The sequence below is a fragment of the Streptomyces desertarenae genome, assembly GCF_042681365.1.
In the GTDB taxonomy this organism is placed as follows: Bacteria; Actinomycetota; Actinomycetes; order Streptomycetales; family Streptomycetaceae; genus Streptomyces; species Streptomyces desertarenae.
This window is the reverse complement of record NZ_JBHUFU010000011.1, coordinates 175312-198687: the sequence shown is the minus strand read 5'-3', so window position 1 is coordinate 198687 and position 23376 is coordinate 175312. Positions and strand designations below refer to the sequence as shown.

Sequence of the window (23376 nt, the reverse complement as noted above, 5' to 3'; positions counted from 1 at the left end):
GTGACTACCACGACCACGTCCCACCACCTCTCGCCCGCGTTCCCCGGCCGCGCCCCGTGGGGCACGGCCGGCAAGCTGCGCGCCTGGCAGCAGGCCGCGATGGACCTCTACATCGAGAAGCAGCCCCGGGACTTCCTCGCCGTGGCGACCCCGGGCGCGGGAAAGACCACCTTCGCGCTCACCCTGGCCTCCTGGCTGCTGCACCACCACGTCGTCCAGCAGGTGACGGTCGTCGCCCCGACCGAGCACCTGAAGAAGCAGTGGGCCGAGGCGGCGGCGAGGGTGGGCATCAAACTGGACCCGGAGTACAGCGCGGGCCCGCTCGGCCGGGAGTACCACGGCGTCGCGGTGACGTACGCGGGCGTGGGCGTGCGCCCGATGCTCCACCGCAACCGCTGCGAGCAGCGCAAGACGCTGGTGATCCTGGACGAGATCCACCACGCCGGCGACACCCGCTCCTGGGGCGAGGCGTGCTTCGAGGCGTTCGAGCCGGCCACCCGGCGCCTGGCCCTGACCGGCACGCCGTTCCGCTCGGACACCAACCCCATCCCGTTCGTCACCTACGCCGAGGACGCCGAGGGGGTCCGCCGCTCGGTGGCGGACTACACCTACGGCTACGGCAAGGCGCTGGCCGACGGCGTCGTGCGCCCGGTGATCTTCCTGTCCTACAGCGGCAACATGCGCTGGCGCAGCAAGGCGGGCGACGAACTGGAGGCCAAGCTCGGCGAGCCGATGACCAAGGACGCCATCTCCCAGGCGTGGCGCACCGCGCTGGACCCGCGCGGCGACTGGATGCCCAGTGTGCTGCGCGCGGCCGACACCCGGCTGACGGAGGTCCGCAAGGCGATCCCGGACGCCGGCGGCCTGGTGATCGCCAGCGACCAGGACTCGGCCCGCGCCTACGCCAAGCTGCTCCGCGAGATCACCGGCACCCCCGCGACGGTCGTGCTCTCCGACGACACCGGGGCGTCCAAACGGATCGAGGAGTTCAGCGCCTCCGACGACCGCTGGATGGTGGCGGTGCGCATGGTCTCCGAGGGCGTGGACGTGCCGCGGCTGGCGGTCGGCGTGTACGCCACGACGATCTCCACCCCGCTGTTCTTCGCCCAGGCCGTCGGCCGCTTCGTGCGGTCGCGGCGGCGCGGGGAGACGGCGTCCGTCTTCCTGCCGACCATCCCCATGCTGCTGGGCTTCGCCCACGAGATGGAGGTCGAGCGCGACCACGTCCTGGACAAGCCGAAGAAGGGCGGGGACGAGGACCCGTACGCGGAGGAGGCCGACCTCCTCAAGGAGGCCGAGAGGCAGCAGGACGAGGAGACCGGCGACCAGGACCAACTGCCCTTCGAGGCGCTGGAGTCGGACGCGGTCTTCGACCGGGTGATGTACGACGGCGCCGAGTTCGGCATGCAGGCCCACCCCGGCAGCGAGGAGGAGCAGGACTACCTGGGCATCCCCGGACTGCTGGAGCCGGACCAGGTGCAACTGCTGCTCCAGAAGCGGCAGGCGCGGCAGATCGCCCACAGCCGCCGCAAGCCGGACGCCGAGGCCGACCTGCTGGAGACGCCCGCCGAGAGGCGTCCGGTGGTCACGCACAAGGAGATGCTGGAGATGCGCCGGCAGCTCAACTCGCTGGTCGGCGCGTACTCCCACCAGAGCGGCAAGCCGCACGGGGTGATCCACACCGAGCTGCGCCGGGCGTGCGGGGGCCCGCCCACCGCCGAGGCGACGGCCGGGCAGCTCCGGCAGCGGATCGCCAAGGTGCGGGAGTGGGCCACCCGGATGCGGTGAGGGCCCCTCTCCCGGCCGGCGGCGGGCGCTTCGCCCCCGGCATCGGGCCGAGGCGGGCGGCGGAGGCCCGCGGACGGGGCCCGCGGACGCGGGCGTGACGGCGCGCGGAGGCCGGGGGAGGCCGCCCCTCCCCCTTCCCGTGTCCGCACCGTCCCGTACCGGACGGTAAGCCCGGTGAGCACCGGTGTGTGCATCTGTGCGCTATGCGCGTAGCTGTGCGATCGTCCTCATGCGGCGCCCTGGACCGGTGTGACCTGCGGCTGTACGCAATGCGGATAAACCATGCCAGTGATGCCCGGATTCTGGACAGAGTCTTCCGGGCGGCGGTGACGGTCGCTAAGTTTCGCGTCACGCACACGCCCCGTGGCAGAGTCGCCGCGGAGCGCAGCCGGTGCGGCCCGCCAACGCGACCGACGGCTCTCCGGGAACAGCAAGCACGTCCGCCGACGGGACCGGCGGCGCACCTTCCGGGACCGGCCGCCGGCCACACACCCGAGGAGGGGGGCGTCGTGACCGCGGAGACCTCTCAGACGCTCGACCGGGGACTGCGCGTCCTCAAACTGCTAGCCGACACCGACCACGGCCTGACCGTCACCGAGCTCTCCAGCAGGCTCGGGGTCAACCGCACGGTCGTCTACCGCCTGCTCGCCACGCTGGAGCAGCACTCGCTGGTGCGCCGGGACCTGGGCGGCCGGGCCCGCGTCGGACTCGGGGTGCTGCGGCTGGGGCGGCAGGTCCACCCCCTGGTGCGGGAGGCGGCCCTGCCCGCGCTCCGGGCGCTGGCCGAGGACGTGGGCGCCACCGCCCACCTCACCCTGGTGGACGGCAACGAGGCGCTGGCGGTCGCCGTCGTCGAACCGAGCTGGACCGACTACCACGTGGCCTACCGCACCGGCTTCCGCCACCCGCTGGACAGGGGCGCGGCGGGGCGCGCGATCCTCGCCGGGCGCCGGCCCGAGGAGGCGCTGCCGGACGGCTACGTCCTCACCCACGGCGAGCTGGAGGCCGGCGCCTGCGGTGCCGCCGCCCCGCTGACGGGCGTCAGCGGCATCGAGGGCAGCGTCGGCGTGGTGATGCTGTCGGAGTCGGTGCCGCAGAAGGTGGGACCGCGCGTGGTCCAGGCGGCACAGGAGGTCGCGGAGTTCCTGCGCTGACACCCGGCGGCGGCCGGTGCGGGCCGGACGGGGGCGCGGATGCGGACGCGGCGGTGCCGCGGCGCCCGGCGCGGACGGCCGGTTCCGCGCCCCGCGCCGCGGTGAACTAGATTCGCTGCCATGCCGGCTCCCACCTCCCGCACGCGGACCCTCGCGGTCTGCGGCGCGCTCGTCACCGCACTGCTCGCGGTCGCCGCACTGGCCCCGCTGCCGTTCTCGATCGCCCAGCCCGGGGACACCGCGAACGTCCTGGGGGAGTACCGGGGGAAACCCGTCATCACCGTCACCGGCGACCCGGGGGACGGCGACCGGCCCTCCGAGGGCGAACTGCTGGCGACCACGATCGCGGCGACGTCGTCGGACACCACCGTGCGGCTGGCCGACGTGCTGAGAGGCTGGTTCGACACCGACCGCGCCGTGATGCCCCGCGCCTCCGTCTACCCCGTCGGCGACGACCCCGCCGAGATCAAGGAGCACATCGACGCCCAGATGAGGGAGTCGCAGGACGTGGCCGTCACCGCCGCCCTGCGCGAACTGGGCCTGCGGAAGGAGGAGGTGGAGGTCGAGCTGCGCCTGGCCGACGTCGGCGGCCCCAGCGCCGGACTGCTCTTCGCCCTGGGGATCATCGACAAGGTCGACGGCGACGACCTCACCGGCGGCCGCACGATCGCCGGCACCGGCACCATCGACGCGGACGGCAGGGTCGGTCCCGTCGGCGGCGTCCCCCTGAAGACCCAGGCGGCCCGGCGCGACGGTGCCACCGTCTTCCTGGTGCCGGAGGCCGAGTGCGGCACGGCACGGGCCGAACTCCCCGACGGGCTGCGGCTGGTGCCCGTCACCACTCTCGGCGGGGCCCTCGACGCGCTGGACGCGCTGCGCGACGGCGGGCGCGTGCCCAGCTGCTGACGGGACCCGCCCGCCCCGCGGCCGGGCGCGCCGGCACGGGGAGGCAGGGGAGCGGGAGGACGGCCCCCCGCGCGGACGTGCTTGGATACGGCGCATGAGCCAGCCCGTGCCACCGCCGAACGTACCGCCGTCCACCCCCGGATTCCCGCCCGCCGCCGGGCAGCCCGTCCCGCCCTACGACGCGGCGCCCCCGCCCGGCTACGCGGCGCCCCCGCCCTACGGGTACGGGTACCCTCCGCCGCCGCCGCTGCCGGGTCCGCCGCCGGAGTTGGTGGCGGCCCCGGGCAAGCGGTTCCTGGCGAAACTGGTGGACGGCCTCCTGACCGCGGTGCTCATCGTCGCGGTCCTCGCTCCGACCGCCGCGTACCTGGACACCGGCCCCGAGGGCCCCGGGGCGGTGCTGGGCGGGCTCCTCATCGCCCTCACCCTGCTCTTCGGGATCTTCCTCTACGACCCGATCCTCACGGCCACCGGCGGCACCGTGGGGAAGCGCCTGCTCGGGCTGCGGGTGGCACGTCTGGAGACCGGGCAGCCGGTGGGGTTCGGCACCGCGCTCGGCCGGCACCTGATGGCGACGCTGATCAACTACCTCACCTGCGTCCCCCTCGCCTACCTGTGGGTCACCTGGGACAAACCCCACCGGCAGGGGCTGCACGACAAGATCGTGCGCACCGTGGTGGTCCGCACCCGGTAGCCGGCCGCGGCCGGCTACCGGGTACGGACCGCGGCCCCGCCGTCAGGGAGGCGGGGCCGCGGGACCGGCGGGCGCGGTGCGCGCCGGGCGGCTCAGAGGTTGCCGCGCCTGGCCTGCTCGCGCTCGATGGCCTCGAACAGGGCCTTGAAGTTGCCCTTGCCGAAGCCCATGGAGCCGTGGCGCTCGATCATCTCGAAGAACACCGTCGGCCGGTCCTGGACCGGCTTGGTGAAGATCTGCAGCAGGTAGCCGTCCTCGTCGCGGTCGGCCAGGATCTTCAGCTCGCGCAGCTCCTCGATCGGCACCCGGGTCTCGCCGACCCACTCGCCCAGGGTGTCGTAGTAGGAGTCGGGGGTGTCCAGGAACTCCACCCCGGCGGCGCGCATGGCCCGCACCGTGGCGACGATGTCGTTGGTGGCCAGCGCGATGTGCTGCACGCCGGGTCCGCCGTAGAACTCCAGGTACTCGTCGATCTGCGACTTCTTCCTGGCGATGGCCGGCTCGTTGAGCGGGAACTTCACCTTGCGCCTGCCGTCGGCCACGACCTTCGACATCAGCGCGGAGTACTCGGTGGCGATGTCGTCGCCGACGAACTCCTTCATGTTGGTGAAGCCCATGACCTTGTTGTAGAAGGTCACCCACTCGTCCATCTTCCCGAGCTCGACGTTGCCCACGCAGTGGTCGATGGCCTGGAAGAAGCGGTGGGAGGGCGGCTCGACGATCGGCCCGGCCGCGGTGAAGCCGGGCAGGTAGGGGCCGTCGTACCCGGAGCGCTCCACCAGGGTGTGGCGGGTCTCGCCGTAGGTGGCGATGGCGGCGAGCACGACGGTGCCGTGCTCGTCCCGGACCTCGTGGGGCTCCTCCAGGCCGGTGGCGCCGTGCTCGATCGCGTAGGCGTACGCGGCGCGGGCGTCCGGCACCTCGATGGCCAGGTCGATCACGCCGTCGCCGTGCGCGGCGACGTGGTCGGCCAGCCACCGGCCGCGGTCGGTGACCGGCTTGATGACTGACGTGAGGACGAAGCGGGCGGAGCCCGACTCCAGGACGTAGGAAGCGGTCTCGCGGCTGCCGTTCTCGGGGCCGGAGTAGGCCACGAGCCTCATGCCGAAGGCCGTGGAGTAGTAGTGCGCGGCCTGCTTGGCGTTGCCCACGGCGAAGACGACCGCGTCCATCCCCTTCACCGGGAAGGGATCGGCCTGCCGGGCGGTGCTGGGGGCGGTGTGGATGGTCTCAGTCATGGCCGCAGACTCCCGCTGTTCCACAAGATGCGCAATAGTTCGTGCAGGCGCTGGACACTTTGCATAGTGATCCCGCCATCACTCCGGGCGATCTGTACAGGATGACCATCGGGAGGTAGGTCGTGAGCATCGACGAGCTGGACGGCCGGCTGCTGGAGCTGCTGGCCGCCGAACCGCGCATCGGCGTCCTGGAGGCGTCCCGCCGCCTCGGCGTGGCCCGCGGCACCGTGCAGGCCCGGCTGGACCGGCTGCGCGACAGCGGCGTGATCCGCGGCTTCGGCCCCGACGTGGACCCGGCCGCGATCGGCTACCCGGTCACCGCCTTCGCCACGCTGGAGATCAGACAGGGGCAGGGCGGCGACGTGCGGGCACACCTGGCGGCCGTCCCCGAGGTGCTGGAGCTCCACACCATCACCGGGCGCGGCGACATGCTCTGCCGCCTGGTGGCCCGCTCCAACGCCGACCTCCAGCGGGTGATCGACAAGGTGGTGGGGTTCGAGGGCATCGTGCGGGCCTCCACGGCGATCGTCATGGAGAACCCGGTGCCGCTGCGGATCGTCCCGCTGGTCCGCCAGGCCGCCGCGGACGCCGGCTGACCGGCCGGGGTTCCGGTCGTCCGGTGGCGCTCAGGGCTCCCCGTCACCGGTGCGGGCGGCGGCCCGGGCCGTCCGGGGGCCCTCCCCGCACGGCCCGGCCAGGGAGGCGATCCGGTCGCGGGGGAAGCCCAGCAGGACGAGCAGGGTGACCAGCTCGCCCTGGAGCTCGGTCAGGAACAGGTCCCGCTCCCCCGGGGGTCATGGCGATGTCCACGTCCCGCTCCCGGTGCCGGACGGCGGCGTCCACCCCGCCCACCACCCGTAGGAACAGGGCGAAGGCGGCGGGATCGAGGCGCTCCTCCAGATCGAGGAGGTACCGTTCCGCGCGCTGATGGACCTCGGTCCGGCGATCGTCCTTCGACATGGAGGAATCATGGCGGATGTCCCGGCTCGAAGGGACATCTTCCGAAGAATTTCCGGTGAATCGGGGCCGGCGGAGCCGGAAGTCCGCCCCGGCCGAGGTCAGAGATCCGTCTCGCCCGCGCCGTCCAGGGGGGCCGCCAGCAGTCTCTCCAGCCCCTCGTCCAGACCGAGGTGACCGCCCTCCCGGCCGGGCGGGACCGCCCGCAGCGTGCGCTCCAGCCAGGCCGTCACCGCCTTTGCCGGGGCCCGCAGCAGTGCGTCGCCGGCCGGGGAGGACAGCGCGACGCAGACCACGCCCCGGCCCTCCACGGCGGCGGGCCAGACCCGCACGTCACCCTGCCCGCAGGGTCTTAACACCCCCTCCAGCAGCAGTTCGCGGGCGAACGTCCAGCGCACCGGCCGGTCGGAGAGGGCGTCGAAGGTGATGTGCACCGCGTACGGGTCGCGGACGTGGTAGGTGAGCCGTGCCGGGACGGTGGTGCTCCGCTCCGGGGACAGCACCAGGTCCAGTGCCAGCTCCCGCTCGATGGGGGTCTCCATGCCTGCGCCCTTTCGTGTGCCGTCTCGTGCGCGATTCTCCCGGCTCGCCCCGGGAGGGGGCAGGGGGCGTCGGCCGGACGCCGCGGCCCGCCCGGCACGGCACGCGGACCCGGTCCCGTGTCGCTGGAAGGAGGGGCGGGTCGCCGGTGGCCGGGGCGAGGGGCCTCCTCTCTCTGGTAGATGTGGACCCAGCGCCCCCCGGTTGCGCAGACCGGCGGGGCACGGCACACGCCACAGCAACGGCCGAGCAGATACGGGACCGTACACATGAGCGCCCCTCCGTCAGCATCCGCCAACGGCAGCCCGGAACCGGGCTACTACCCCGACCCGTCCATCCCGGGGTACATCCGCTACTGGAACGGCGCCGCATGGGTACCGGGGACCAGCAGGCCCGAGCCCCGGGAGGGCGAGCCGACGCCCCCGGCGCCGCCCGGGGTGCAGGTCCGGCAGTCCTCCCCGCCCTCCTCGCCCCTTCCCTCGTCCCCGTCCCCCTCGCCGGCGCCGAGCGCGCAGCGGACGCCGCGGGAGTCCCCGGCCGAGGAGACGGGGCCGGTCTTCCTCGACGAGGAGGTGCCCGAGGGCGCCGGAGACGCCCCGGCACCGTCCGGCGGCACGCTGCCGGAGCTGCGCGGGCGCGGCGAGGTGGACGTCCGCCCCGGTGACCGGGTGACCGCCTGGGACGATCCGTCCCGGCTGCACGGCGTCCGGCCCGAGCCCGCGAGCGCCTGGCAGGCGGATCCCTCCCGGCAGTCCGGGCCCGGCGGGGAACGCGAGGACCGCGTCTCCTGGGGCGCCCCCGGCGCCGCACCGGAACTCGGCGCGGGGCCCGCCCCCCGGGCCCTGGGGGCGGGCCCCGATCCGCACGGTCCCCGGGGGGACGCCGACGGCGGCGCGGGCGCGCCGGTCCGCGGGGACGGGACCGTGCGGATGCGGCCCGTGCGCCCCGGCGGCACCGCACCGGCCGCGGGCGGACGGCCCGGCGGGAGCGGGGACACCGTGGGCCTGCGCCGCCCCGACGCCGGGGCGCCGGCCCTCCCGGCCCAGGGCGCCCCGGCCGGAGGCCCGCCCGCGGCGCACGCCCCCGTGCCTGCCGCGCCGAACCCCGCCGCGTCCGTCCCGAGCGCTCCGGCGCCGGGCGCTCCGGTGCCGAACCCCGCCGCGCCGAACCCCGCCGCGCCGAACCCCGCCGCGTCCGCCCCGAGCGTCCCCGCCCCGGGCGCTCCGGTGCCGAACCCCGCCGCACAGCCCTCCTGGACGCGGCAGGTGCACGAACTCGCCCGGCGCGCCCCGAACACCCCCGGCCCCAACGTCCCGTCACCGCACGCCCCCGTGCCCGCGGCACACGCTCCGGCCGTGCCGCCGCAGCAGGACGGGCGGCCGGGGCAGCCCGGCGGTCCCGACCGGCCGGCGCCCTGGCGCCCCCCGGTCGACGACCCCTTCCTGCGGGCCGCCCAGCAGCAGGCCCGTCCCGCCGGGCTCGGCCGGCGGCTGGGCGCGCGACTGGTCGACGGCCTGGTCACCGCGGCGGTGACCGGTGCGGTGGCCTTCCCGTTCGTCGGCCCCAGCGTCGACCACTTCCGCGAGCAGGTGGAGGAGGTCGAGCAGGCCGGCGTGACCCGCCAGGTGTGGCTGGTCGACGGCACCACCGGCGGGTACCTGGCGATCGTGCTGGGCGCCTTCCTGCTCTTCGGCCTCCTCTACGAGGTGCTCCCCACCGCCCGGTGGGGCCGCACGCTCGGCAAGAGGCTGTTCGGGGTCACGGTGCTGGGCATCGAGGAGCAGGACACCCCGTCGTTCGGGGCCGCGCTGCGCCGCTGGCTGGTGTACGGCGTGCTGTCGCTGGTGGGGATCGGCGTGGTGAACGCCCTGTGGTGCCTGTTCGACAAGCCGTGGCGGCAGTGCTGGCACGACAAGGCCGCCCGCACCTTCGTGGCCCGCGGCTCGGGAGAGGCGAGTCTGACGGGCTGATCCGCCGGCCGGAGGCCGGAAGCCGCGGCGGTCGGCGCGCCATGCGCGGCGCGCCCTCGGCGTCAGCGGCGCAGGGAGGGCTGGGGCACCTGCGGGTCGTCCCCGGCGCGGGCGGCGCCCCGGTGCCCCGGCCGGGTCGGCGGCGTCTCCCGCACCGTGCGCGGGTCCGGTTCCGTGCGCCCGGCGGGGATCCGGAGCGCGACGAGCAGCCCGAGGGCGAGCGCCGCGCACGCGACGACCACGACCCCGGCTCCCGACCGGGCCTGCGGCACCAGCAGCATCGCGAGGGCCGAGAGGACGACGGCGGCCGAACCGTAGGCGAGTTGTGCGGGGTGCGGACGCGGCATGACGGAATCCGTCCTCCGGGATCGGGAAGGGGAGGTCGCCTGACGGCGAACGTGGTCCGTCGGACGACTCTACGGTGCCCGATGCCCGTGCGGCACGGCCGGCAAGCGCGGGCTGAGGCGCCGTCAGCGGCCCGCCGGTGCACGGGGGGCGCACGGAGCCGCGGTGTGCCCCGGAGCCTGCGGCCGGGGCGGCAGGGGTGTCCGGTATCCGCGACCGGATGGTCGGACACCGTACTTGCGTGGCGTGTTCAAATCAAGGTCTGTTTTTTCGCCCACCGCTCGTGTCGAATGCCTCAACACGTGTGCACACACGTGCCATGGCCATGCATGGGGAGGGCAATACCTAGTGAAGAGCCAACGGAGGACCATCAGATCCGCCGCACTGGCCACGACGGTCGCCGTCATCGGCGCGACCTTTCTGACCGCCGGCACCGCCTACGCCAGTGAGGGCACCGCACCCGACGGCCGTGACCCGGCCGCGGCGGAGCACAGCGACCACGCCGAGGGCAAGGGTCACAAGCACGGCAAGGACAAGGACGGCAAGCACGTCGCCCACGACCTGCCCGGCCCGCTGACCAAGAAGCAGCGCTCCCAGCGCCTCGCGGCCCTCGAGCGGCTGGCCTCCGGACAGAAGCCCGTGACCAAGAACGGCACCAAGGTCATGAAGCTCGGCGACGAGAAGTACGTCGAGATGGAGCAGACGAAGACCGACAAGATCTTCACCATCCTGCTCGAGTTCGGCGACAAGATCGACCCGAGGTACGGCGGCACCCCCGGTCCGCTGCACAACCAGATAGCCGAGCCCGACCGCAAGCAGGACAACACCACGCTCTGGAAGGAGGACTTCAGCCAGGAGCACTTCGAGGAGATCTACTTCGGAGAGGGCGAGGGCTCGCTCAAGACCTACTACGAGACCCAGTCCTCCGGTAAGTACTCCGTCGACGGCATGGTCTCCGACTGGGTCAAGATCGACTACAACGAGGCCCGCTACGGCAACAACGCCTGCGGCCAGAGCACCTGCAGCACCGTCTGGGACGCCGTCCGCGACGGCGTGAACCAGTGGGTCGAGGACCAGAAGGCCGCGGGCCGCACCACCGAGGAGATCAAGGCCCAGCTGGCCGAGTACGACCGGTGGGACCGCTACGACTTCGACGGTGACGGCGACTTCAACGAGGCCGACGGCTACATCGACCACTTCCAGTTCGTCCACGCCGGCGAGGACGAGTCGGCCGGCGGCGGCGCGCAGGGCGAGGACGCCATCTGGGCCCACCGCTGGTACGCCTACGGCACCGACTACGGCAGCACCGGCCCGGAGTTCAACAAGGCCGGCGGCACCCAGATCGGCGACACCGGCATCTGGGTCGGCGACTACACCGTGCAGCCCGAGAACGGCGGCCTGGGCGTCTTCGCCCACGAGTACGGCCACGACCTGGGCCTGCCGGACCTGTACGACACCGCCGGCGGCGAGAACTCCACCTCCTTCTGGACCCTGATGTCGTCCGGCTCCTGGCTGAACAACGGCAAGGACGCCATCGGCGACTGGGCGGGCGAGATGACCGCCTGGGACAAGCTGACGCTGGGCTGGCTGGACTACGAGACGGCCAAGGCCGCCACCACGTCCGTCCACAAGCTGGGCGCCGCGGCCCAGCCGGGCAAGAACCCGCAGGCGCTGATCGTCGAGCTCCCCGAGAAGGAGGTCACGACCACCGTCGTCGCGCCCGCCGCGGGCTCCCGGCAGTGGTGGAGCGGCAGCGGTGACGACCTGCGCAACTCCCTGACCCGCACCGTCGACCTGACCGGCGCCTCCACCGCGTCGCTCGACCTCAAGGGCTGGTGGGAGATCGAGGCCGGGTACGACTACCTCTACACCCAGGTCTCCACCGACGGCGGCGCCACCTGGACCGCCCTGGAGGGCACGCGGAACGGCGAGGCCATCGGCCGCGACGCCAGCGGTGCCCCCGCCCTGGACGGGGAGTCGGGCGGCTGGGCCGACCTGTCCTTCCCGCTGGACGCCTACGCGGGCCAGGAGATCCAGCTCCGCTTCCACTACCGCACCGACGGCGGTGTGGCGGAGAAGGGCTTCACGGCCGACGAGATCACCATCACCGCCGACGGCGAGGCCCTCCTCACCGACGGTGCCGAGGGCGACGACAACGGCTGGACGGCGAGCGGCTTCTCCCGCATCGGCGAGTCGTTCACCAACTCCTACCCGCAGTTCTACATCGCCGAGAACCGCCAGTACGTCTCGTACGACAAGACGCTGAAGACCGGTCCGTACAACTTCGGCTGGCAGGGCACCCGTCCCGACTGGGTCGAGCGCTTCGCCTACCAGAACGGCCTGCTGATCTGGCTGTGGGACACCTCCCAGCTGGACAACAACACCAGCGTCCACCCGGGCGAGGGCCTGGTCCTCCCGGTCGACGCCCACCCGAAGACGGAGAAGTGGTCGGACGGCACGCTGATGCGCAACCGCGTCCAGTCCTACGACTCCACCTTCAGCTGGTTCCCGACGCGGGGCATGACCCTGCACAAGAACGGCGTGCCCACCAAGATCGACTGGAAGCTGGGCAAGCCCGTCTTCGACGACCGCAAGGGCACCTACTGGGACCCGGCGAACCCGACCGCGAGCGTGAAGGTGCCCGACACCAACACGCGGATCAGCATCGTCCACCAGCCGCTGAACGGCCGGACGATGACGGTCATGGTCAGCCCCTCTTCGCGGAAGTGATCGACTTCTCCGAAGACCGCTGAGGCGGACCGACGGCCGGCCGCCGCCCCTGGTGGGCGGTGGCCGGCCGTGCCGTATGTTGTGGTTGCCGTCCTCACCCGGACGGCCCCTTTGCGGGCGTGACGTACGACGGGGAAGTGTGGTGACCATGGCAGGTGGAGGCTGGGCACGGCTGCCGGACGGCAGTGTGGTCGTGGCCCTCTCGGTGCCCCGGCCCGGAGACGGGGGCCGGCGCGTCCGCTTCCTGGTGCACGCGGCCAACCGCGCCCGCGCCCTGACCCGGCTGCGGAACCTGGGCCTGCGCGCGGTCTACCTGCGCGGCAACGCCGAGCCGCCCACCCCCGACGAGATCACCGCCGTGCTGCACCACCCCGACGGCCTGGTCTGGCGCCCGGTGCCGTGTGCCGGAGCCCCCGGCGCGGGGCACGGCGGGACGCGCGTCGAGAGCGGTTTCTGGCGCCCCGTGGGCGCCCTGCGCCGGGCCGCCGCGGACCAGGGGCGCCCGGAGGCCCCGGCGGCCCTCTGAGAGCGGTTCCCGCCCCGGGAGGCTCCCGGGGCCCAGGGGTCCGGAGGCCTCGGAAAACGGCCGGGAAGCGGGCGGGGAACCGCGCCCGGCCCCCGGACGCGCCGCTGTCCGGGGCGTCAGGCGGCCCCGACCACCGGTTCCCCGGTCAGCTCCACGCCCGCCCGGCGCATCTCCTCCAGCGCCCGCTCGGTGGTCGGCGCGGCGACGCCGGCCGTCATCCCGAGCAGCACGCGCGCGCGGAAGCCCTCGCGCACCGCGTCCAGGGCGGTGGCACGGACGCAGTGGTCGGTGGCGATGCCGACCAGGTCCACCTCCGTGACGTCGTGGGAGCGCAGCCAGTCGGCGAGCGGGACGCCGTTCTCGTCCCTCCCCTCGAAGCCGCTGTAGGCGGCGGCGTACGCGCCCTTGTCGAAGACGGCGTCGACCGAGCCCGAGGCGACGGCCGGGGCGAAGTTCGGGTGGAAGCCCGCCCCCTCGGTCCCGGCCACGCAGTGCGGGGGCCAGGAGTCGCGGAAGTCGGGGTGGTCGGAGAAGTGGCCGCCCGGGGAGACGTGGTGGTCGCGGGTGGCCACCACGTGGGCGTACCCGGAGGCGGGCCGGCCGATCAGCTCGGTGACGGCGGCGGCCACGTCGGCTCCCCCCGCCACCGCGAGGCTGCCGCCCTCACAGAAGTCGTTCTGGACGTCCACGACGATCAGTGCCCGGTGCATGGCGCACACCTTTCGGCTGGTGGGTGGGTGGATGGATGGGTGGATGGACGGATTGCCGGTGCCGGTCCGTGCGGGGCTCCGGGTGCGGGGAGGCGGCCGGTGCGGCGGGCGCCGCGTATCCGACCTTAGACACGCGGCGCCCGCTCCGGGAGGGCCACCGGCCGCCCCGCCGTCCCCCGCCGCCCCGGCGCCCCGTGCCGCCGGGTTCAGCCGGAGACGTACTCGGTGGGCAGCACCGGCTCGCCGCGCGAGAGCTGCGTCGCCGACAGCGGCAGCCCGCCGCGGGCCCGCACGTGCCGCTCGCGGGCCGCGTCCAGCCGCTCGCGCGCCACGATCTCGCCGCCGCGGACCAGGTCCACCATCAGCAGGTGCTCCGCCAGCTCCTCGGGGACCTCCCCGGTGCCCACGACCTCGGCCTCCGCCGTGCCGTGCGCGTCCGGGCGGCGCGCGGCCCACTTGACGCCGCCCACCGACAGCTTCCCGCCCATCGACTTCTTCGCCACCGGCCGCAGCGGCGCGCCGGGGTCGTCGGAGTCGGCGCGGGCGACCAGCTTGTAGACCATCGAGGCCGTCGGGTGGCCGCTGCCGGTGACCAGCTGGGTGCCCACCCCGTAGGCGTCCACGGGGGCGGCGGCCAGCGAGGCGATGGCGTACTCGTCCAGGTCGCTGGTCACGACGATCCTCGTCTCCCGGGCGCCCAGCTCGTCCAGCTGCTGCCGCACCCGGTGGGCGAGCAGCAGCAGGTCGCCGGAGTCGATCCGCACGGCGCCCAGGTCCGGCCCGGCCACCTCCACGGCGGTGCGCACGGCCTCGGCGACGTCGTAGGTGTCCACCAGGAGCGTGGTGCCCGAGCCCATGGCCTCCACCTGCGCGGTGAAGGCGCCGCGCTCGGTGTCGTGCAGCAGGGTGAAGGAGTGGGCGCTGGTGCCGGTGGTGGGGATGCCGTAGCGGAAGCCCGCGGCCAGGTCGGAGGTGGTGGAGAAGCCGCCCACGTACGCGGCGCGGGCGGCGGCCACCGCCGACAGCTCGTGGGTGCGCCGGGCCCCCATCTCGATCAGCGGGCGCCCGCCGGCGGCGACGGCCATCCGGGACGCGGCGGCGGCGACGGCCGAGTCGTGGTTGAGGATTGACAGGATGACCGTCTCCAGCAGCACGCACTCGGCGAAGCTGCCCTCCACGCGCAGGATCGGCGAGCCGGGGAAGTAGACCTCGCCCTCGGGGTAGCCCCTGATGTCGCCGCGGAACCGGTAGTCGGCCAGCCACTGCAGGGTCGGCTCGTCCACCACGTGGTGCTCGCGCAGGAAGTGCAGGATCTCCGGCTCGAAGCGGAAGTTCTCCACCGCGTCCAGCACCCGTCCGGTGCCCGCCACCACGCCGTAGCGGCGGCCCTCGGGCAGCCGGCGGGTGAAGACCTCGAAGACCGAGCGCCGGTGGGCGGTCCCGCCGCGCAACGCGGCCTGGACCATGGTGAGTTCGTAGTGGTCCGTGAAGAGCGCGGTCGACGGCACGGCGACCGGCAGGCCCGGGTCTGCTGTGTTCATGATGAAGATGCTACCCCTTATCTCGTCAGTTTGACGATATCGGTGGTGCGGCGCGGCCGGGCGGCCGCCGCGGGGGTGCCCGCGCCCCGCCGGGACCCGTTTGCGCCACCACCCGGTCCGGGTGGCAGCATGGGACCGTGAGCGACGACACACCCACGACGGCGACGCGCCCCGCCGCGGTGCGGCGGCCGCGCGCCGCGAGCCGCGTACCCGGCCCGTACGCCCCGCATGGGGCCGCCCGCCCGGCGGCGCCCGCGGGCGGAACGGTCCTGCTGTCGGTCGCTCCCGCCGAGGTCACCCGCCCCGAGTCGGACGCGGAGGTCCGGCCGGTCGCCGAACCGGACGTCCCCTGGGTGACGGTCGTCCACAACGACCCGGTGAACCTGATGAGCTACGTGACGTACGTGTTCCGGAGCTACTTCGGGTATCCGGAGGAGAAGGCCAGAAAGCTGATGATGGACGTGCACACCAAGGGGCGCGCGGTCGTCTCCAGCGGCACCCGCGAGGAGATGGAGCGCGACGTGCAGGCCATGCACGGCTACGGTCTGTGGGCCACCCTCCAGCAGGACCGCTGATGGCGGGGCTCTTCGAACCCGCGGCCGCCGTGCCCGGAGGCGCCGCCGTCGCGCTCGACGAGATCGAGATCTCCATCCTGCGCAGCCTCACCGTGCAGCTGCTGGAGCTGATCGGCCCCGGCCCCGGCGCGGCCGGGGAGGAGCAGGACCCGCTGGCCGCGCTGATGGCCGACGGTCCCACCGAGCCCCCGTCCGACCCCGCCCTGGCCCGGCTCTTCCCCGACGGCTACGGGGGCCCCGGCGCCGAGCGGGATGAGGAGACGGCCGCCGCGGCGGCCGAGTTCCGGCGCTACACCGAGAACGATCTGCGCGCCCGCAAGCGTGAGGACGGCCTGGCGGTCGTCCGCGCGCTGGACGCCCTCGCCCCCGGCGGCGGCGGGGGAGCGGTGCTCACCCTCGCCCCCGGGCAGTCCCGGCAGTGGCTGGGCACGCTCAACGACCTGCGGCTGGCGATCGGGGCGCGCCTGGAGCTCTCCACCGACGAGGACAGCGAGGAGCTGTACGCGCTGCCGGACACCGATCCGCGCAAGCCGATGGCGATGGCGTACCTGTGGCTGGGGGCGCTCCAGGAGTCCCTGGTGCAGACGCTGATGTCGTGATCTGTGCACGCTGGGTGATGGCAAGCGCCCGATAACCGGATCAGGCGCTCCGATCGACGCCCTGTCTGACCGATTTGTTTATATATTTACTTTTGTGATCCGACTGTGATACGGACGTGTGATATACATCACACCCTATTGGTAGCTCTGCGTGGTAGGAACTCCCAACCCGATTTCCGCGGAGGGTCCCCCGGCGGCGCCGGGAGGACCGCCCCTGGGCCTCCCCGGCAAAGAGTCCGAGGAATCGTTTCATCCGACGCAGCGTCAGCGACCACCGTCGCACCACACGTCCCCGCAGCCGCACCAGTCAGAGGTAGGCCATGGCAGAGAACGAATCCTGGACCGAACGGGTCGACGAGTCGATCAGCAACGCCGTCGACCCGGTGGCGGACTGGTTCGGCAAGATCGTCTTCTACGAACTCCCCTTCTTCGGCACCACGTTCCCCTGGATCGTCGGCTGGCTGGTGGTCGCCGGCCTGGTCTTCACCGCCTACTTCGGCTTCGCCCAGGTCCGCCACATCAAGCTGGCCTTCAGGCTGGTGCGGGGCCGGTACGACCAGAAGGGCGCCCCCGGCGAGGTCAACCACTTCCAGGCGCTGACCTCCGCCGTCTCCGGCACCGTCGGCCTCGGCAACATCGCCGGCGTCGCCATCGCCGTCACCGTCGGCGGTCCGGGCGCCACCTTCTGGATGATCGTCTGCGGCCTGCTGGGCATGGCCACCAAGTTCGTCGAGTGCACCCTCGGCGTGAAGTACCGCGAGGTGCACGCCGACGGCACCGTCTCCGGCGGCCCCATGCACTACCTGCGCAAGGGCATGGCCGAGCGCGGCTTCGGCACCCTCGGCAAGGTCCTCGCGGCCGGCTCCGCCTTCTCGCTGCTGTTCTTCGCCTTCTTCGGCGGCAACCTCTTCCAGGTGAACCAGAGCCTGGAGCAGCTCCAGGCGGTCACCGGCAAGGAGGACAGCGTCTTCAGCACCTCCGGCGGCGCCCTCGCCTTCGGTGCCGTCGTCGCCGTCCTGGTCGCCCTGGTCCTCATCGGCGGCATGCGGTCCATCGGCGCCGTCACCAGCCGCCTGGTGCCGGCCATGGCCATCGTCTACGTCGGCGCCTGCCTGGCGGTCATCGCCATGAACCTCGGCGAGGTCCCCGCCGCCGTCGGCGCCATCATCGGGGGCGCCTTCTCCCCCGAAGGCGTCGCCGGCGGCATCCTGGGCGCCCTGATCCAGGGCTTCCGCCGCGCCGCCTTCTCCAACGAGGCCGGCATCGGCTCCGCGCCGATCGCCCACTCCGCGGTCAAGACCAAGCGCCCCGCCACCGAGGGCCTGGTCGCGCTGCTGGAGCCGTTCGTCGACACCGTCATCATCTGCACCATGACGGCGCTGACCATCGTCATCGCCAAGACCCCGAGCTGGGAGGCGGCGCGCGAGGCGGCGGCCGACGGCAGCGCCCCCCAGTCCGGCGTCGCGCTCACCTCGGACGCCTTCGAGACCGCCATATCCTGGTTCCCCTACGTGCTGGCGGTCGCGGTCTTCCTGTTCGCCATCTCCACCCTCATCACCTGGGGCTACTACGGACTGAAGACCTGGACGTACTTCTTCGGCCGCAGCAGGGCCAGCGAGACCACCTTCAACGTCCTGTTCTGCCTGGTGGTCGTCACCGGCGCCGTGATGTCCCTGGGCTCCCTGGTCGAGATGGCGGACTCCTTCCTCTTCCTCGCCGCGGTGTTCAACATCATCGGCCTGTACTTCCTCGCGCCGGTCGTCCGGAGGGAGCTGCGCAGGGTCCTGGAGTACACCCGCCGCCGGGACGCGGGCGAGACCGAGGAGCAGATCGAGGCCGCCGAGGCCGCCGCCGAGGCAGGCGGCGCCGCCCCGCTCGCCAAGTGACCCGCCCGGGGCCCGCGGGCTCCGCGCGCCCGGAGGGGCCCCGCCGTACCGCGCACCGGTGCGGCGGGGCCCCTCCCGCACGCCCTGCCTATGCTGTCGGCCATGCTGACCATCACCCAGGAGCTGCACGACAGGATCGTCGCGCACGCCCGCCAGGACCACCCCGACGAGGCCTGCGGCGTCATCGCGGGTCCGGCCGGCAGCGACCGCCCCGAGCGCTTCGTCCCCATGCTCAACGCGGCCCGCTCGCCCACGTTCTACGAGTTCGACTCCACGGACCTGCTCAGGCTCTACCGCGAGATGGACGACCGCGACGAGGAACCCGTCGTCATCTACCACTCGCACACCGCCACCGAGGCCTACCCCTCGCGCACCGACGTCTCCTACGCCAACGAGCCCGGCGCCCACTACGTACTGGTCTCCACCGCCGAGTGCGGCAACGGCGAGGGCCCCTTCTCCTTCCGCTCGTTCCGCATCGTGGACGGCGAGATCACGGAGGAGGAGGTCAGGGTCGTCCCCTCCTACGAGGAGTGAGCCCGGACCGGCCCTGCGGGACCGGACGGTCCGCACCGCCGCGCGGGACGGCCGCCCGCGCGGCGGGCCCGGCGCCGAGGGGTGAGACGCCCGGGTCCGCATGATGGGACCGCCATCCAGTTGGGAGGGCGGGAATCGTTACGATGAGCCCATGGTTAACCACGACGTGAGCGACAACCACCCGGGACCGCCCCCGGGCACGCTGCTCGTGGCGCGCCTGCACGTCGACCTGTGCCGCCTCGCCAGCGCCGCGTGTCGGCGCCGCGCCGCCCGCGCCTGACCGGGCGCACCGCCGCGCGGCCCCGGCCGCGCCCGCGCACGCACCGCACCCCGAGCACGGCCCGCGCACGCTTCCAGCTTCCCCGCCTCTCCCACAGGAGCCCACCCATGGCCATCGAGGTCCGCATCCCGACCATCCTCCGCACCTACACGGACGGCCAGAAGTCCGTCGAGGGCAACGGCGGCACCCTCGCCGAGCTCATCGAGGACCTGGAGACCCGCCACAGCGGCATCCGGGAGCGCCTGGTGGACGGCGGCGAGCTGCGCCGCTTCGTGAACGTCTACCTCAACGACGAGGACGTCCGCTTCCTGGACGGGATCTCCACCAAGCTCAGCGACGGCGACAACGTGACGATCCTCCCCGCCGTGGCCGGCGGCTCCGCGGCGGAGGACGCCGCCGGGGCGGTCGGACGACGGAAGGGCATGCGCTGATGCGCTACGACTCCCCGATCGCCGCGGTGGGCAACACCCCCCTGGTGCGCCTGCCGCGGCTCTCGCCGTCCGAGGACGTCCGCATCTGGGCCAAGCTGGAGGACCGCAACCCCACCGGCTCGATCAAGGACCGCCCGGCCCTCCACATGATCGAGCAGGCCGAGAAGGACGGCCGGCTCGCCCCCGGCTGCACCATCCTGGAGCCCACCTCCGGCAACACCGGCATCTCGCTGGCCATGGCCGCCCGGCTCAAGGGCTACCGCATCGTCTGCGTCATGCCGGAGAACACCAGCTCCGAGCGCCGCCAGCTGCTGGCCATGTGGGGAGCCGAGATCATCTCCTCGCCCGCCGCCGGCGGCTCCAACACCGCCGTGCGCGTCGCCAAGGAGCTGGCCGCCGAGCACCCCGACTGGGTCATGCTCTACCAGTACGGCAACCCCGACAACGCCGGCGCCCACTACGCCGGCACCGGCCCCGAGATCTACGCCGACCTGCCCTCCATCACCCACTTCGTCGCCGGCCTGGGCACCACCGGCACCCTGATGGGAGCGGGCCGCTACCTGCGCGAGAAGGTCCCCGGCATCCAGATCGTCGCCGCCGAACCGCGCTACGACGACCTCGTCTACGGGCTGCGCAACCTCGACGAGGGGTTCGTCCCCGAGCTGTACGACGAGTCCGTCCTCACCACCCGCTACTCCGTCGGCTCCGAGGACGCCGTCACCCGCACCCGTGAACTCCTCGCCCAGGAGGGCATCTTCGCCGGGGTCTCCACCGGCGCCGCCCTCCACGCCGCGATCGGCGTCGGCCGCCGGGCCCTCAAGGCCGGGCAGAGCGCCGACATCGTCTTCATCGTCGCCGACGGCGGCTGGAAGTACCTGTCCACCGGCATCTACACCGCGCCCAGCACCGAAGCCGCGGTCGAGGCGCTGCAGGGACAGCTCTGGGCCTGAGTCCTCCCGTCCGGCGCCCGGGGCCCGGCACTGCCGACCGGCGGTGCCGGGCCCCGGGCGCAGCGGGATCAAAAGGGGCGCGGAAGCCGTCCGAGGCGCCCCCGGGACGGCCGTGAACACCCGTCCCGGAAACGGTCCCCCGCCCTGGTGATTCCAACCACAACGGAGCTCCGTGGAGGAGCCACGGGCGCCCATGCGCCTTACGCTCAGGTAACCCCTCTTCCCGGGCCACGGAGGTTCCTTCCCCTATGAAGCTCACCGTCGTCGGCTGCTCGGGATCGTTCCCGTCCGCGGAATCGGCCTGCTCCAGCTACCTCGTCGAGGCCGACGGCTACCGGCTCCTGCTCGACATGGGCAACGGTGCCCTCGGCGAACTGCAGCGCCACTGCGGTCTCTACGACCTCGACGCCATCGCCCTCAGCCACCTCCACGCCGATCACTGCATCGACATGTGCGCCTACTTCGTGGCCCGGTACTACCGCCATGAGGGCGGGCGCTGCGAGCCCATCCCCGTGTACGGGCCCCGGGGCACCGAGCAGCGGCTCACCGCCGCCTACGCCGACACCCCCTCCGAGAAGTCCATGAGCGAGGTCTTCGACTTCCACGACCTCGCCGCCGGGGCCTCCTTCCGGCTCGGACCGCTGGTCGTCACCACCGACCGGGTCCGGCACCCGGTGGAGACCTACGGCTTCCGCATCGAGCACGACGGCAGCAGCCTCGTCTACTCCGGCGACACCGGCCCCTGCGACGCCCTGTGCGAGCTGGCCGGGGGCGCCGACCTCTTCCTGTGTGAGGCGTCCTTCACCGACGGCAAGGAGGACCTCCCCGAACTCCACCTCAACGGCCGCCAGGCCGGCGAGTGCGCCCGGCAGGCCGGGGTGGAGCGGCTCGTCCTCACCCACATCCCGCCGTGGACCGACCCCCGGCACAACCTCCGCGACGCCGAGGCCGCCTTCGGCGGGCCGGTGGAGATGGCCCGTCCCGGGGCCGTCTACGAGTTCTGAGGGCCGCCGCACGGCGGCCGCCGGACGCGGGAGGGAGCCGGGGGCCGGAGCAGGGCGACGGCGCCCGGAGCCGGGGCCCCGCCGGCCCGGCCGGCGGACCCTACGCCCGGTACTGGGCCCGGTCCTCCTCCGCGGCCTCCTCCTCCGGCTCCCGGCCCGGCGTCGGCAGGTCGAAGCGGAGGATCGCGAACCGGAACACCGCGTAGTACACCGCCGCGAAGCACAGCCCCAGCACCACCAGCAGCCACGGCCGCGACGCGATCCCCAGGTTCAGCACGAAGTCGATCGCGCCCGCGGAGAACCCGAAGCCGTCCCGCGCCCCCAGTGCCCAGCTCAGCGCCATCGAGACCCCCGTCAGCACCGCGTGGACCGCGTACAGCGCCGGTGCGACGAACATGAAGGTGAACTCGATCGGTTCCGTCACGCCCGTCACGAAGGCCGTCAGCGCGATGGAGAACATCATCCCGCCCACCACCCTGCGCCGCTCCGGGCGGGCGCAGTGGTACATCGCCAGGCAGGCCGCCGGCAGGGCGAACATCATGATCGGGAAGAAGCCGGTCATGAACTGCCCCGCCGTCGGGTCCCCGTGCAGGAAGCGGGCGATGTCCCCCTGGTACCGGACGCCGCCGTCCTCGTAGGAGCCGGCCTGGAACCAGGGGAAGGAGTTCAGCAGGTGGTGCATCCCGACCGGGATCAGCGCCCGGTTGGCCGCGCCGAAGAGACCCGCCCCCAGCGCCCCCGACCCCACCAGCCACTCCCCGAGGCCGTGGATGCCCGCCCCCAGCACCGGCCAGGCGTAGCCGAAGACGATCCCCAGGGCCAGCCCCGCGAACGAGGCCAGGATCGGCACCAGCCGCCGGCCGCCGAAGAACCCCAGCCAGTCCGGGAGCTTCCTGCGGTGGTAGCGCTGGTACAGCAGCGCGGTGACGATCCCCATCACCACCCCTCCCAGCACACCGGCGTCGGCCGGCTGGGGCTCGCCCTCCACCGGCGGCAGGCCGGGATCCTCGAAGACGGCCATCACCTGCCGGAAGACCAGGTACCCCACCACCGCCGCCAGCCCCGTCGAACCGTCCGAGCGCCGGGCGAAGCCGATCGCGATGCCCACCGCGAACAGCAGGGGGAGGTTGTCCAGCAGCGCGCCGCCCCCCGCAGCCAGGAACTCGGCGGCCCGGTTGACGGCGTCCGGGAGGCCCTCCCGGCCGAGCATGTCCTCGTGGCCCAGCCGGACCATCAGCGCCGCCGCGGGCAGGGTGGCGATCGGCAGCATCAGACTGCGGCCGATGCGCTGGGCCACCGCCATCGCTCCCGAGCCGCGGCCCTTCCGGTCGCCGGGCGCCTGCGCTGCGGCCGTGGTCATCGCCTACCTCCCGTGGGGCCGTACGGAACGCGCCGTGAAAATCGTTCAGGCAGGTTGTAACACGAATGAACGGGTCAAACGGTGTGAGCCGGGCCGAAGCGCCACCGGGGGAGGGGAGAGTGCCGGAATGCAGTACGCGCGGCCCCCGGCGGGCGGCGGGACGGAGGAGGGCGGGGCCCGCCGGGGTGCCCCGCCGCGGAGGTTTCCCTACCGTGGAGGAAAAGCACATACAGGGCGAACCCGGTCGGGGTGTGCATCAGCCCCCGGGCCGGGGCGCACGACCGGACGACGGACCACGGCCGGCCACCGGCCGGAACAGCCGACGGAGGACGGAAGACATGATCGACAGCTCGGGCGACAAGACCACCGGCAAGGCCGAGAGCATCGTCGCCGGACTCGGCGGCCTGGACAACATCATCGAGATCGAGGGCTGCATCACCCGCCTCCGCACCGAGGTCGAGGACCCCTCGCTCATCGACGAGACGGCGCTCAAGGCCGCCGGAGCCCACGGGGTGGTCAGGATGGGCACCGCCGTCCAGGTCGTCATCGGCACCGACGCCGACCCCATCGCCGCCGAGATCGAGGACATGATGTGAGACGGGCGGCCGCCCCACCGCCCCACCGCACCGGCCCCCACCGCCCGCGCCCCCTGTCCGGA

23 protein-coding genes are annotated in these 23376 nt (G+C 73.3%); 17 read left to right on the top strand and 6 right to left on the bottom strand.

All coding sequences use genetic code 11. The features are described from left to right. The 4 genes from ACFSJS_RS19555 to ACFSJS_RS19540 all read left to right on the top strand — a co-directional run bounded on the left by ACFSJS_RS19555 (position 1) and on the right by ACFSJS_RS19540 (position 4542). Positions 1 to 1788, top strand: coding sequence for a DEAD/DEAH box helicase (locus tag ACFSJS_RS19555; protein WP_380902128.1), 1788 nt, complete (start codon positions 1 to 3; stop codon positions 1786 to 1788). A gap of 509 nt (positions 1789 to 2297) precedes the next feature. Beyond that, complete coding sequence (locus tag ACFSJS_RS19550; protein ID WP_380902126.1) at positions 2298 to 2942, top strand: IclR family transcriptional regulator; 645 nt, start codon at positions 2298 to 2300, stop codon at positions 2940 to 2942. Between the two features lie 120 nt (positions 2943 to 3062). Further along, positions 3063 to 3848, top strand: a complete 786-nt coding sequence (locus tag ACFSJS_RS19545) for a S16 family serine protease (protein WP_380902124.1) — start codon at positions 3063 to 3065, stop codon at positions 3846 to 3848. Positions 3849 to 3942: 94 nt separating this feature from the next. Next, the gene (locus ACFSJS_RS19540; protein WP_380902122.1) at positions 3943 to 4542 is read left to right on the top strand and encodes an RDD family protein; all 600 of its coding nucleotides are present in this window, start codon (positions 3943 to 3945) and stop codon (positions 4540 to 4542) included. Between the two features lie 92 nt (positions 4543 to 4634). Here ACFSJS_RS19540 and hppD read toward each other — a convergent pair whose 3' ends face one another. Then, complete coding sequence (gene hppD / locus ACFSJS_RS19535) at positions 4635 to 5780, bottom strand: 4-hydroxyphenylpyruvate dioxygenase (RefSeq protein WP_380902120.1); 1146 nt, start codon at positions 5778 to 5780, stop codon at positions 4635 to 4637. A 122-nt stretch (positions 5781 to 5902) separates the two neighbouring features. Between hppD and ACFSJS_RS19530 the strand changes: the two genes are divergently transcribed. After that, positions 5903 to 6376 (top strand): Lrp/AsnC family transcriptional regulator, encoded by a 474-nt coding sequence (locus tag ACFSJS_RS19530; protein WP_380902118.1) that lies wholly within the window; start codon positions 5903 to 5905, stop codon positions 6374 to 6376. A 462-nt stretch (positions 6377 to 6838) separates the two neighbouring features. Here the strand turns inward: ACFSJS_RS19530 and ACFSJS_RS19525 are convergent, their stop codons facing one another. Beyond that, positions 6839 to 7279, bottom strand: a complete 441-nt coding sequence (locus ACFSJS_RS19525; RefSeq protein ID WP_380902116.1) for an SsgA family sporulation/cell division regulator — start codon at positions 7277 to 7279, stop codon at positions 6839 to 6841. A 267-nt stretch (positions 7280 to 7546) separates the two neighbouring features. On the opposite strand from ACFSJS_RS19525, the gene ACFSJS_RS19520 reads away from it, so the two are divergent. Beyond that, complete coding sequence (locus ACFSJS_RS19520) at positions 7547 to 9247, top strand: RDD family protein (RefSeq protein WP_380902114.1); 1701 nt, start codon at positions 7547 to 7549, stop codon at positions 9245 to 9247. A gap of 62 nt (positions 9248 to 9309) precedes the next feature. On the opposite strand, the gene ACFSJS_RS19515 is transcribed toward ACFSJS_RS19520, so the two are convergent. Next, on the bottom strand, positions 9310 to 9594 hold the full coding sequence (locus ACFSJS_RS19515; RefSeq protein WP_380902112.1) for a hypothetical protein: 285 nt from the start codon (positions 9592 to 9594) through the stop codon (positions 9310 to 9312). Between the two features lie 346 nt (positions 9595 to 9940). Here ACFSJS_RS19515 and ACFSJS_RS19510 point away from each other — a divergent pair, with 346 nt between their 5' ends. Both ACFSJS_RS19510 and ACFSJS_RS19505 read left to right on the top strand, forming a co-directional pair. Continuing rightward, a complete protein-coding gene (locus ACFSJS_RS19510) occupies positions 9941 to 12322 on the top strand; it encodes an immune inhibitor A domain-containing protein (protein WP_380902110.1) in 2382 nt (793 codons plus the stop codon). Positions 12323 to 12470: 148 nt separating this feature from the next. Next, positions 12471 to 12848 carry a hypothetical protein gene (locus tag ACFSJS_RS19505; RefSeq protein WP_380902108.1) on the top strand — a complete coding sequence of 126 codons (378 nt, stop codon included), beginning with the start codon at positions 12471 to 12473 and terminating at the stop codon, positions 12846 to 12848. Between the two features lie 116 nt (positions 12849 to 12964). Here the strand turns inward: ACFSJS_RS19505 and ACFSJS_RS19500 are convergent, their stop codons facing one another. Both ACFSJS_RS19500 and ACFSJS_RS19495 read right to left on the bottom strand, forming a co-directional pair. Then, on the bottom strand, positions 12965 to 13558 hold the full coding sequence (locus ACFSJS_RS19500) for an isochorismatase family protein (RefSeq protein ID WP_380902106.1): 594 nt from the start codon (positions 13556 to 13558) through the stop codon (positions 12965 to 12967). Positions 13559 to 13764: 206 nt separating this feature from the next. Next, entirely contained in the window at positions 13765 to 15099 is a 1335-nt protein-coding gene (locus tag ACFSJS_RS19495) for a nicotinate phosphoribosyltransferase (protein ID WP_380902104.1), read from the bottom strand. A 272-nt stretch (positions 15100 to 15371) separates the two neighbouring features. Between ACFSJS_RS19495 and clpS the strand changes: the two genes are divergently transcribed. From clpS to ACFSJS_RS19455, 8 genes are all read left to right on the top strand, one after another. Then, positions 15372 to 15674: an ATP-dependent Clp protease adapter ClpS gene (gene clpS, locus ACFSJS_RS19490; protein ID WP_380902231.1), complete on the top strand. Its 303-nt coding sequence runs from the start codon at positions 15372 to 15374 to the stop codon at positions 15672 to 15674. Then, positions 15674 to 16273, top strand: a complete 600-nt coding sequence (locus ACFSJS_RS19485) for a DUF2017 domain-containing protein (RefSeq protein WP_380902102.1) — start codon at positions 15674 to 15676, stop codon at positions 16271 to 16273. The genes clpS and ACFSJS_RS19485 overlap by 1 nt, the downstream gene beginning before the upstream one ends. A 320-nt stretch (positions 16274 to 16593) precedes the next feature. Next, positions 16594 to 18159: an alanine/glycine:cation symporter family protein gene (locus ACFSJS_RS19480; protein ID WP_380902101.1), complete on the top strand. Its 1566-nt coding sequence runs from the start codon at positions 16594 to 16596 to the stop codon at positions 18157 to 18159. A 102-nt stretch (positions 18160 to 18261) separates the two neighbouring features. After that, a complete protein-coding gene (locus ACFSJS_RS19475; protein ID WP_380902100.1) occupies positions 18262 to 18693 on the top strand; it encodes a M67 family metallopeptidase in 432 nt (143 codons plus the stop codon). A gap of 151 nt (positions 18694 to 18844) precedes the next feature. Then, a complete protein-coding gene (locus tag ACFSJS_RS19470) occupies positions 18845 to 18973 on the top strand; it encodes a putative leader peptide (RefSeq protein ID WP_380902098.1) in 129 nt (42 codons plus the stop codon). Between the two features lie 107 nt (positions 18974 to 19080). Further along, a complete protein-coding gene (locus ACFSJS_RS19465) occupies positions 19081 to 19404 on the top strand; it encodes a MoaD/ThiS family protein (RefSeq protein ID WP_380902096.1) in 324 nt (107 codons plus the stop codon). Continuing rightward, positions 19404 to 20354, top strand: a complete 951-nt coding sequence (locus ACFSJS_RS19460; protein WP_380902094.1) for a PLP-dependent cysteine synthase family protein — start codon at positions 19404 to 19406, stop codon at positions 20352 to 20354. Before ACFSJS_RS19465 ends, ACFSJS_RS19460 begins: the two co-directional genes overlap by 1 nt. Positions 20355 to 20602: 248 nt before the next feature. Next, entirely contained in the window at positions 20603 to 21358 is a 756-nt protein-coding gene (locus ACFSJS_RS19455; RefSeq protein ID WP_380902092.1) for an MBL fold metallo-hydrolase, read from the top strand. A 100-nt stretch (positions 21359 to 21458) separates the two neighbouring features. On the opposite strand, the gene ACFSJS_RS19450 is transcribed toward ACFSJS_RS19455, so the two are convergent. Beyond that, a complete protein-coding gene (locus ACFSJS_RS19450) occupies positions 21459 to 22718 on the bottom strand; it encodes a PTS transporter subunit EIIC (RefSeq protein WP_380902090.1) in 1260 nt (419 codons plus the stop codon). Between the two features lie 65 nt (positions 22719 to 22783). On the opposite strand from ACFSJS_RS19450, the gene ACFSJS_RS19445 reads away from it, so the two are divergent. Beyond that, positions 22784 to 23314 carry a PTS sugar transporter subunit IIB gene (locus tag ACFSJS_RS19445; protein ID WP_380902088.1) on the top strand — a complete coding sequence of 177 codons (531 nt, stop codon included), beginning with the start codon at positions 22784 to 22786 and terminating at the stop codon, positions 23312 to 23314. Positions 23315 to 23376: the final 62 nt, after the last annotated feature.

Excerpts from the sequence above, each read along its gene's own strand:
- ACFSJS_RS19545 (WP_380902124.1), top strand. The coding sequence starts at position 3,063 with ATGCCGGCTCCCACCTCCCGCACGCGGACCCTCGCGGTCTGCGGCGCG.
- ACFSJS_RS19540 (WP_380902122.1), top strand. The coding sequence starts at position 3,943 with ATGAGCCAGCCCGTGCCACCGCCGAACGTACCGCCGTCCACCCCCGGA.
- hppD (WP_380902120.1), bottom strand. The coding sequence starts at position 5,780 with ATGACTGAGACCATCCACACCGCCCCCAGCACCGCCCGGCAGGCCGAT.
- ACFSJS_RS19525 (WP_380902116.1), bottom strand. The coding sequence starts at position 7,279 with ATGGAGACCCCCATCGAGCGGGAGCTGGCACTGGACCTGGTGCTGTCC.
- ACFSJS_RS19520 (WP_380902114.1), top strand. The coding sequence starts at position 7,547 with ATGAGCGCCCCTCCGTCAGCATCCGCCAACGGCAGCCCGGAACCGGGC.
- ACFSJS_RS19515 (WP_380902112.1), bottom strand. The coding sequence starts at position 9,594 with ATGCCGCGTCCGCACCCCGCACAACTCGCCTACGGTTCGGCCGCCGTC.
- ACFSJS_RS19505 (WP_380902108.1), top strand. The coding sequence starts at position 12,471 with ATGGCAGGTGGAGGCTGGGCACGGCTGCCGGACGGCAGTGTGGTCGTG.
- ACFSJS_RS19500 (WP_380902106.1), bottom strand. The coding sequence starts at position 13,558 with ATGCACCGGGCACTGATCGTCGTGGACGTCCAGAACGACTTCTGTGAG.
- ACFSJS_RS19495 (WP_380902104.1), bottom strand. The coding sequence starts at position 15,099 with ATGAACACAGCAGACCCGGGCCTGCCGGTCGCCGTGCCGTCGACCGCG.
- ACFSJS_RS19485 (WP_380902102.1), top strand. The coding sequence starts at position 15,674 with ATGGCGGGGCTCTTCGAACCCGCGGCCGCCGTGCCCGGAGGCGCCGCC.
- ACFSJS_RS19480 (WP_380902101.1), top strand. The coding sequence starts at position 16,594 with ATGGCAGAGAACGAATCCTGGACCGAACGGGTCGACGAGTCGATCAGC.
- ACFSJS_RS19475 (WP_380902100.1), top strand. The coding sequence starts at position 18,262 with ATGCTGACCATCACCCAGGAGCTGCACGACAGGATCGTCGCGCACGCC.
- ACFSJS_RS19470 (WP_380902098.1), top strand. The coding sequence starts at position 18,845 with ATGGTTAACCACGACGTGAGCGACAACCACCCGGGACCGCCCCCGGGC.
- ACFSJS_RS19465 (WP_380902096.1), top strand. The coding sequence starts at position 19,081 with ATGGCCATCGAGGTCCGCATCCCGACCATCCTCCGCACCTACACGGAC.
- ACFSJS_RS19460 (WP_380902094.1), top strand. The coding sequence starts at position 19,404 with ATGCGCTACGACTCCCCGATCGCCGCGGTGGGCAACACCCCCCTGGTG.
- ACFSJS_RS19455 (WP_380902092.1), top strand. The coding sequence starts at position 20,603 with ATGAAGCTCACCGTCGTCGGCTGCTCGGGATCGTTCCCGTCCGCGGAA.
- ACFSJS_RS19450 (WP_380902090.1), bottom strand. The coding sequence starts at position 22,718 with ATGACCACGGCCGCAGCGCAGGCGCCCGGCGACCGGAAGGGCCGCGGC.
- ACFSJS_RS19445 (WP_380902088.1), top strand. The coding sequence starts at position 22,784 with ATGAACGGGTCAAACGGTGTGAGCCGGGCCGAAGCGCCACCGGGGGAG.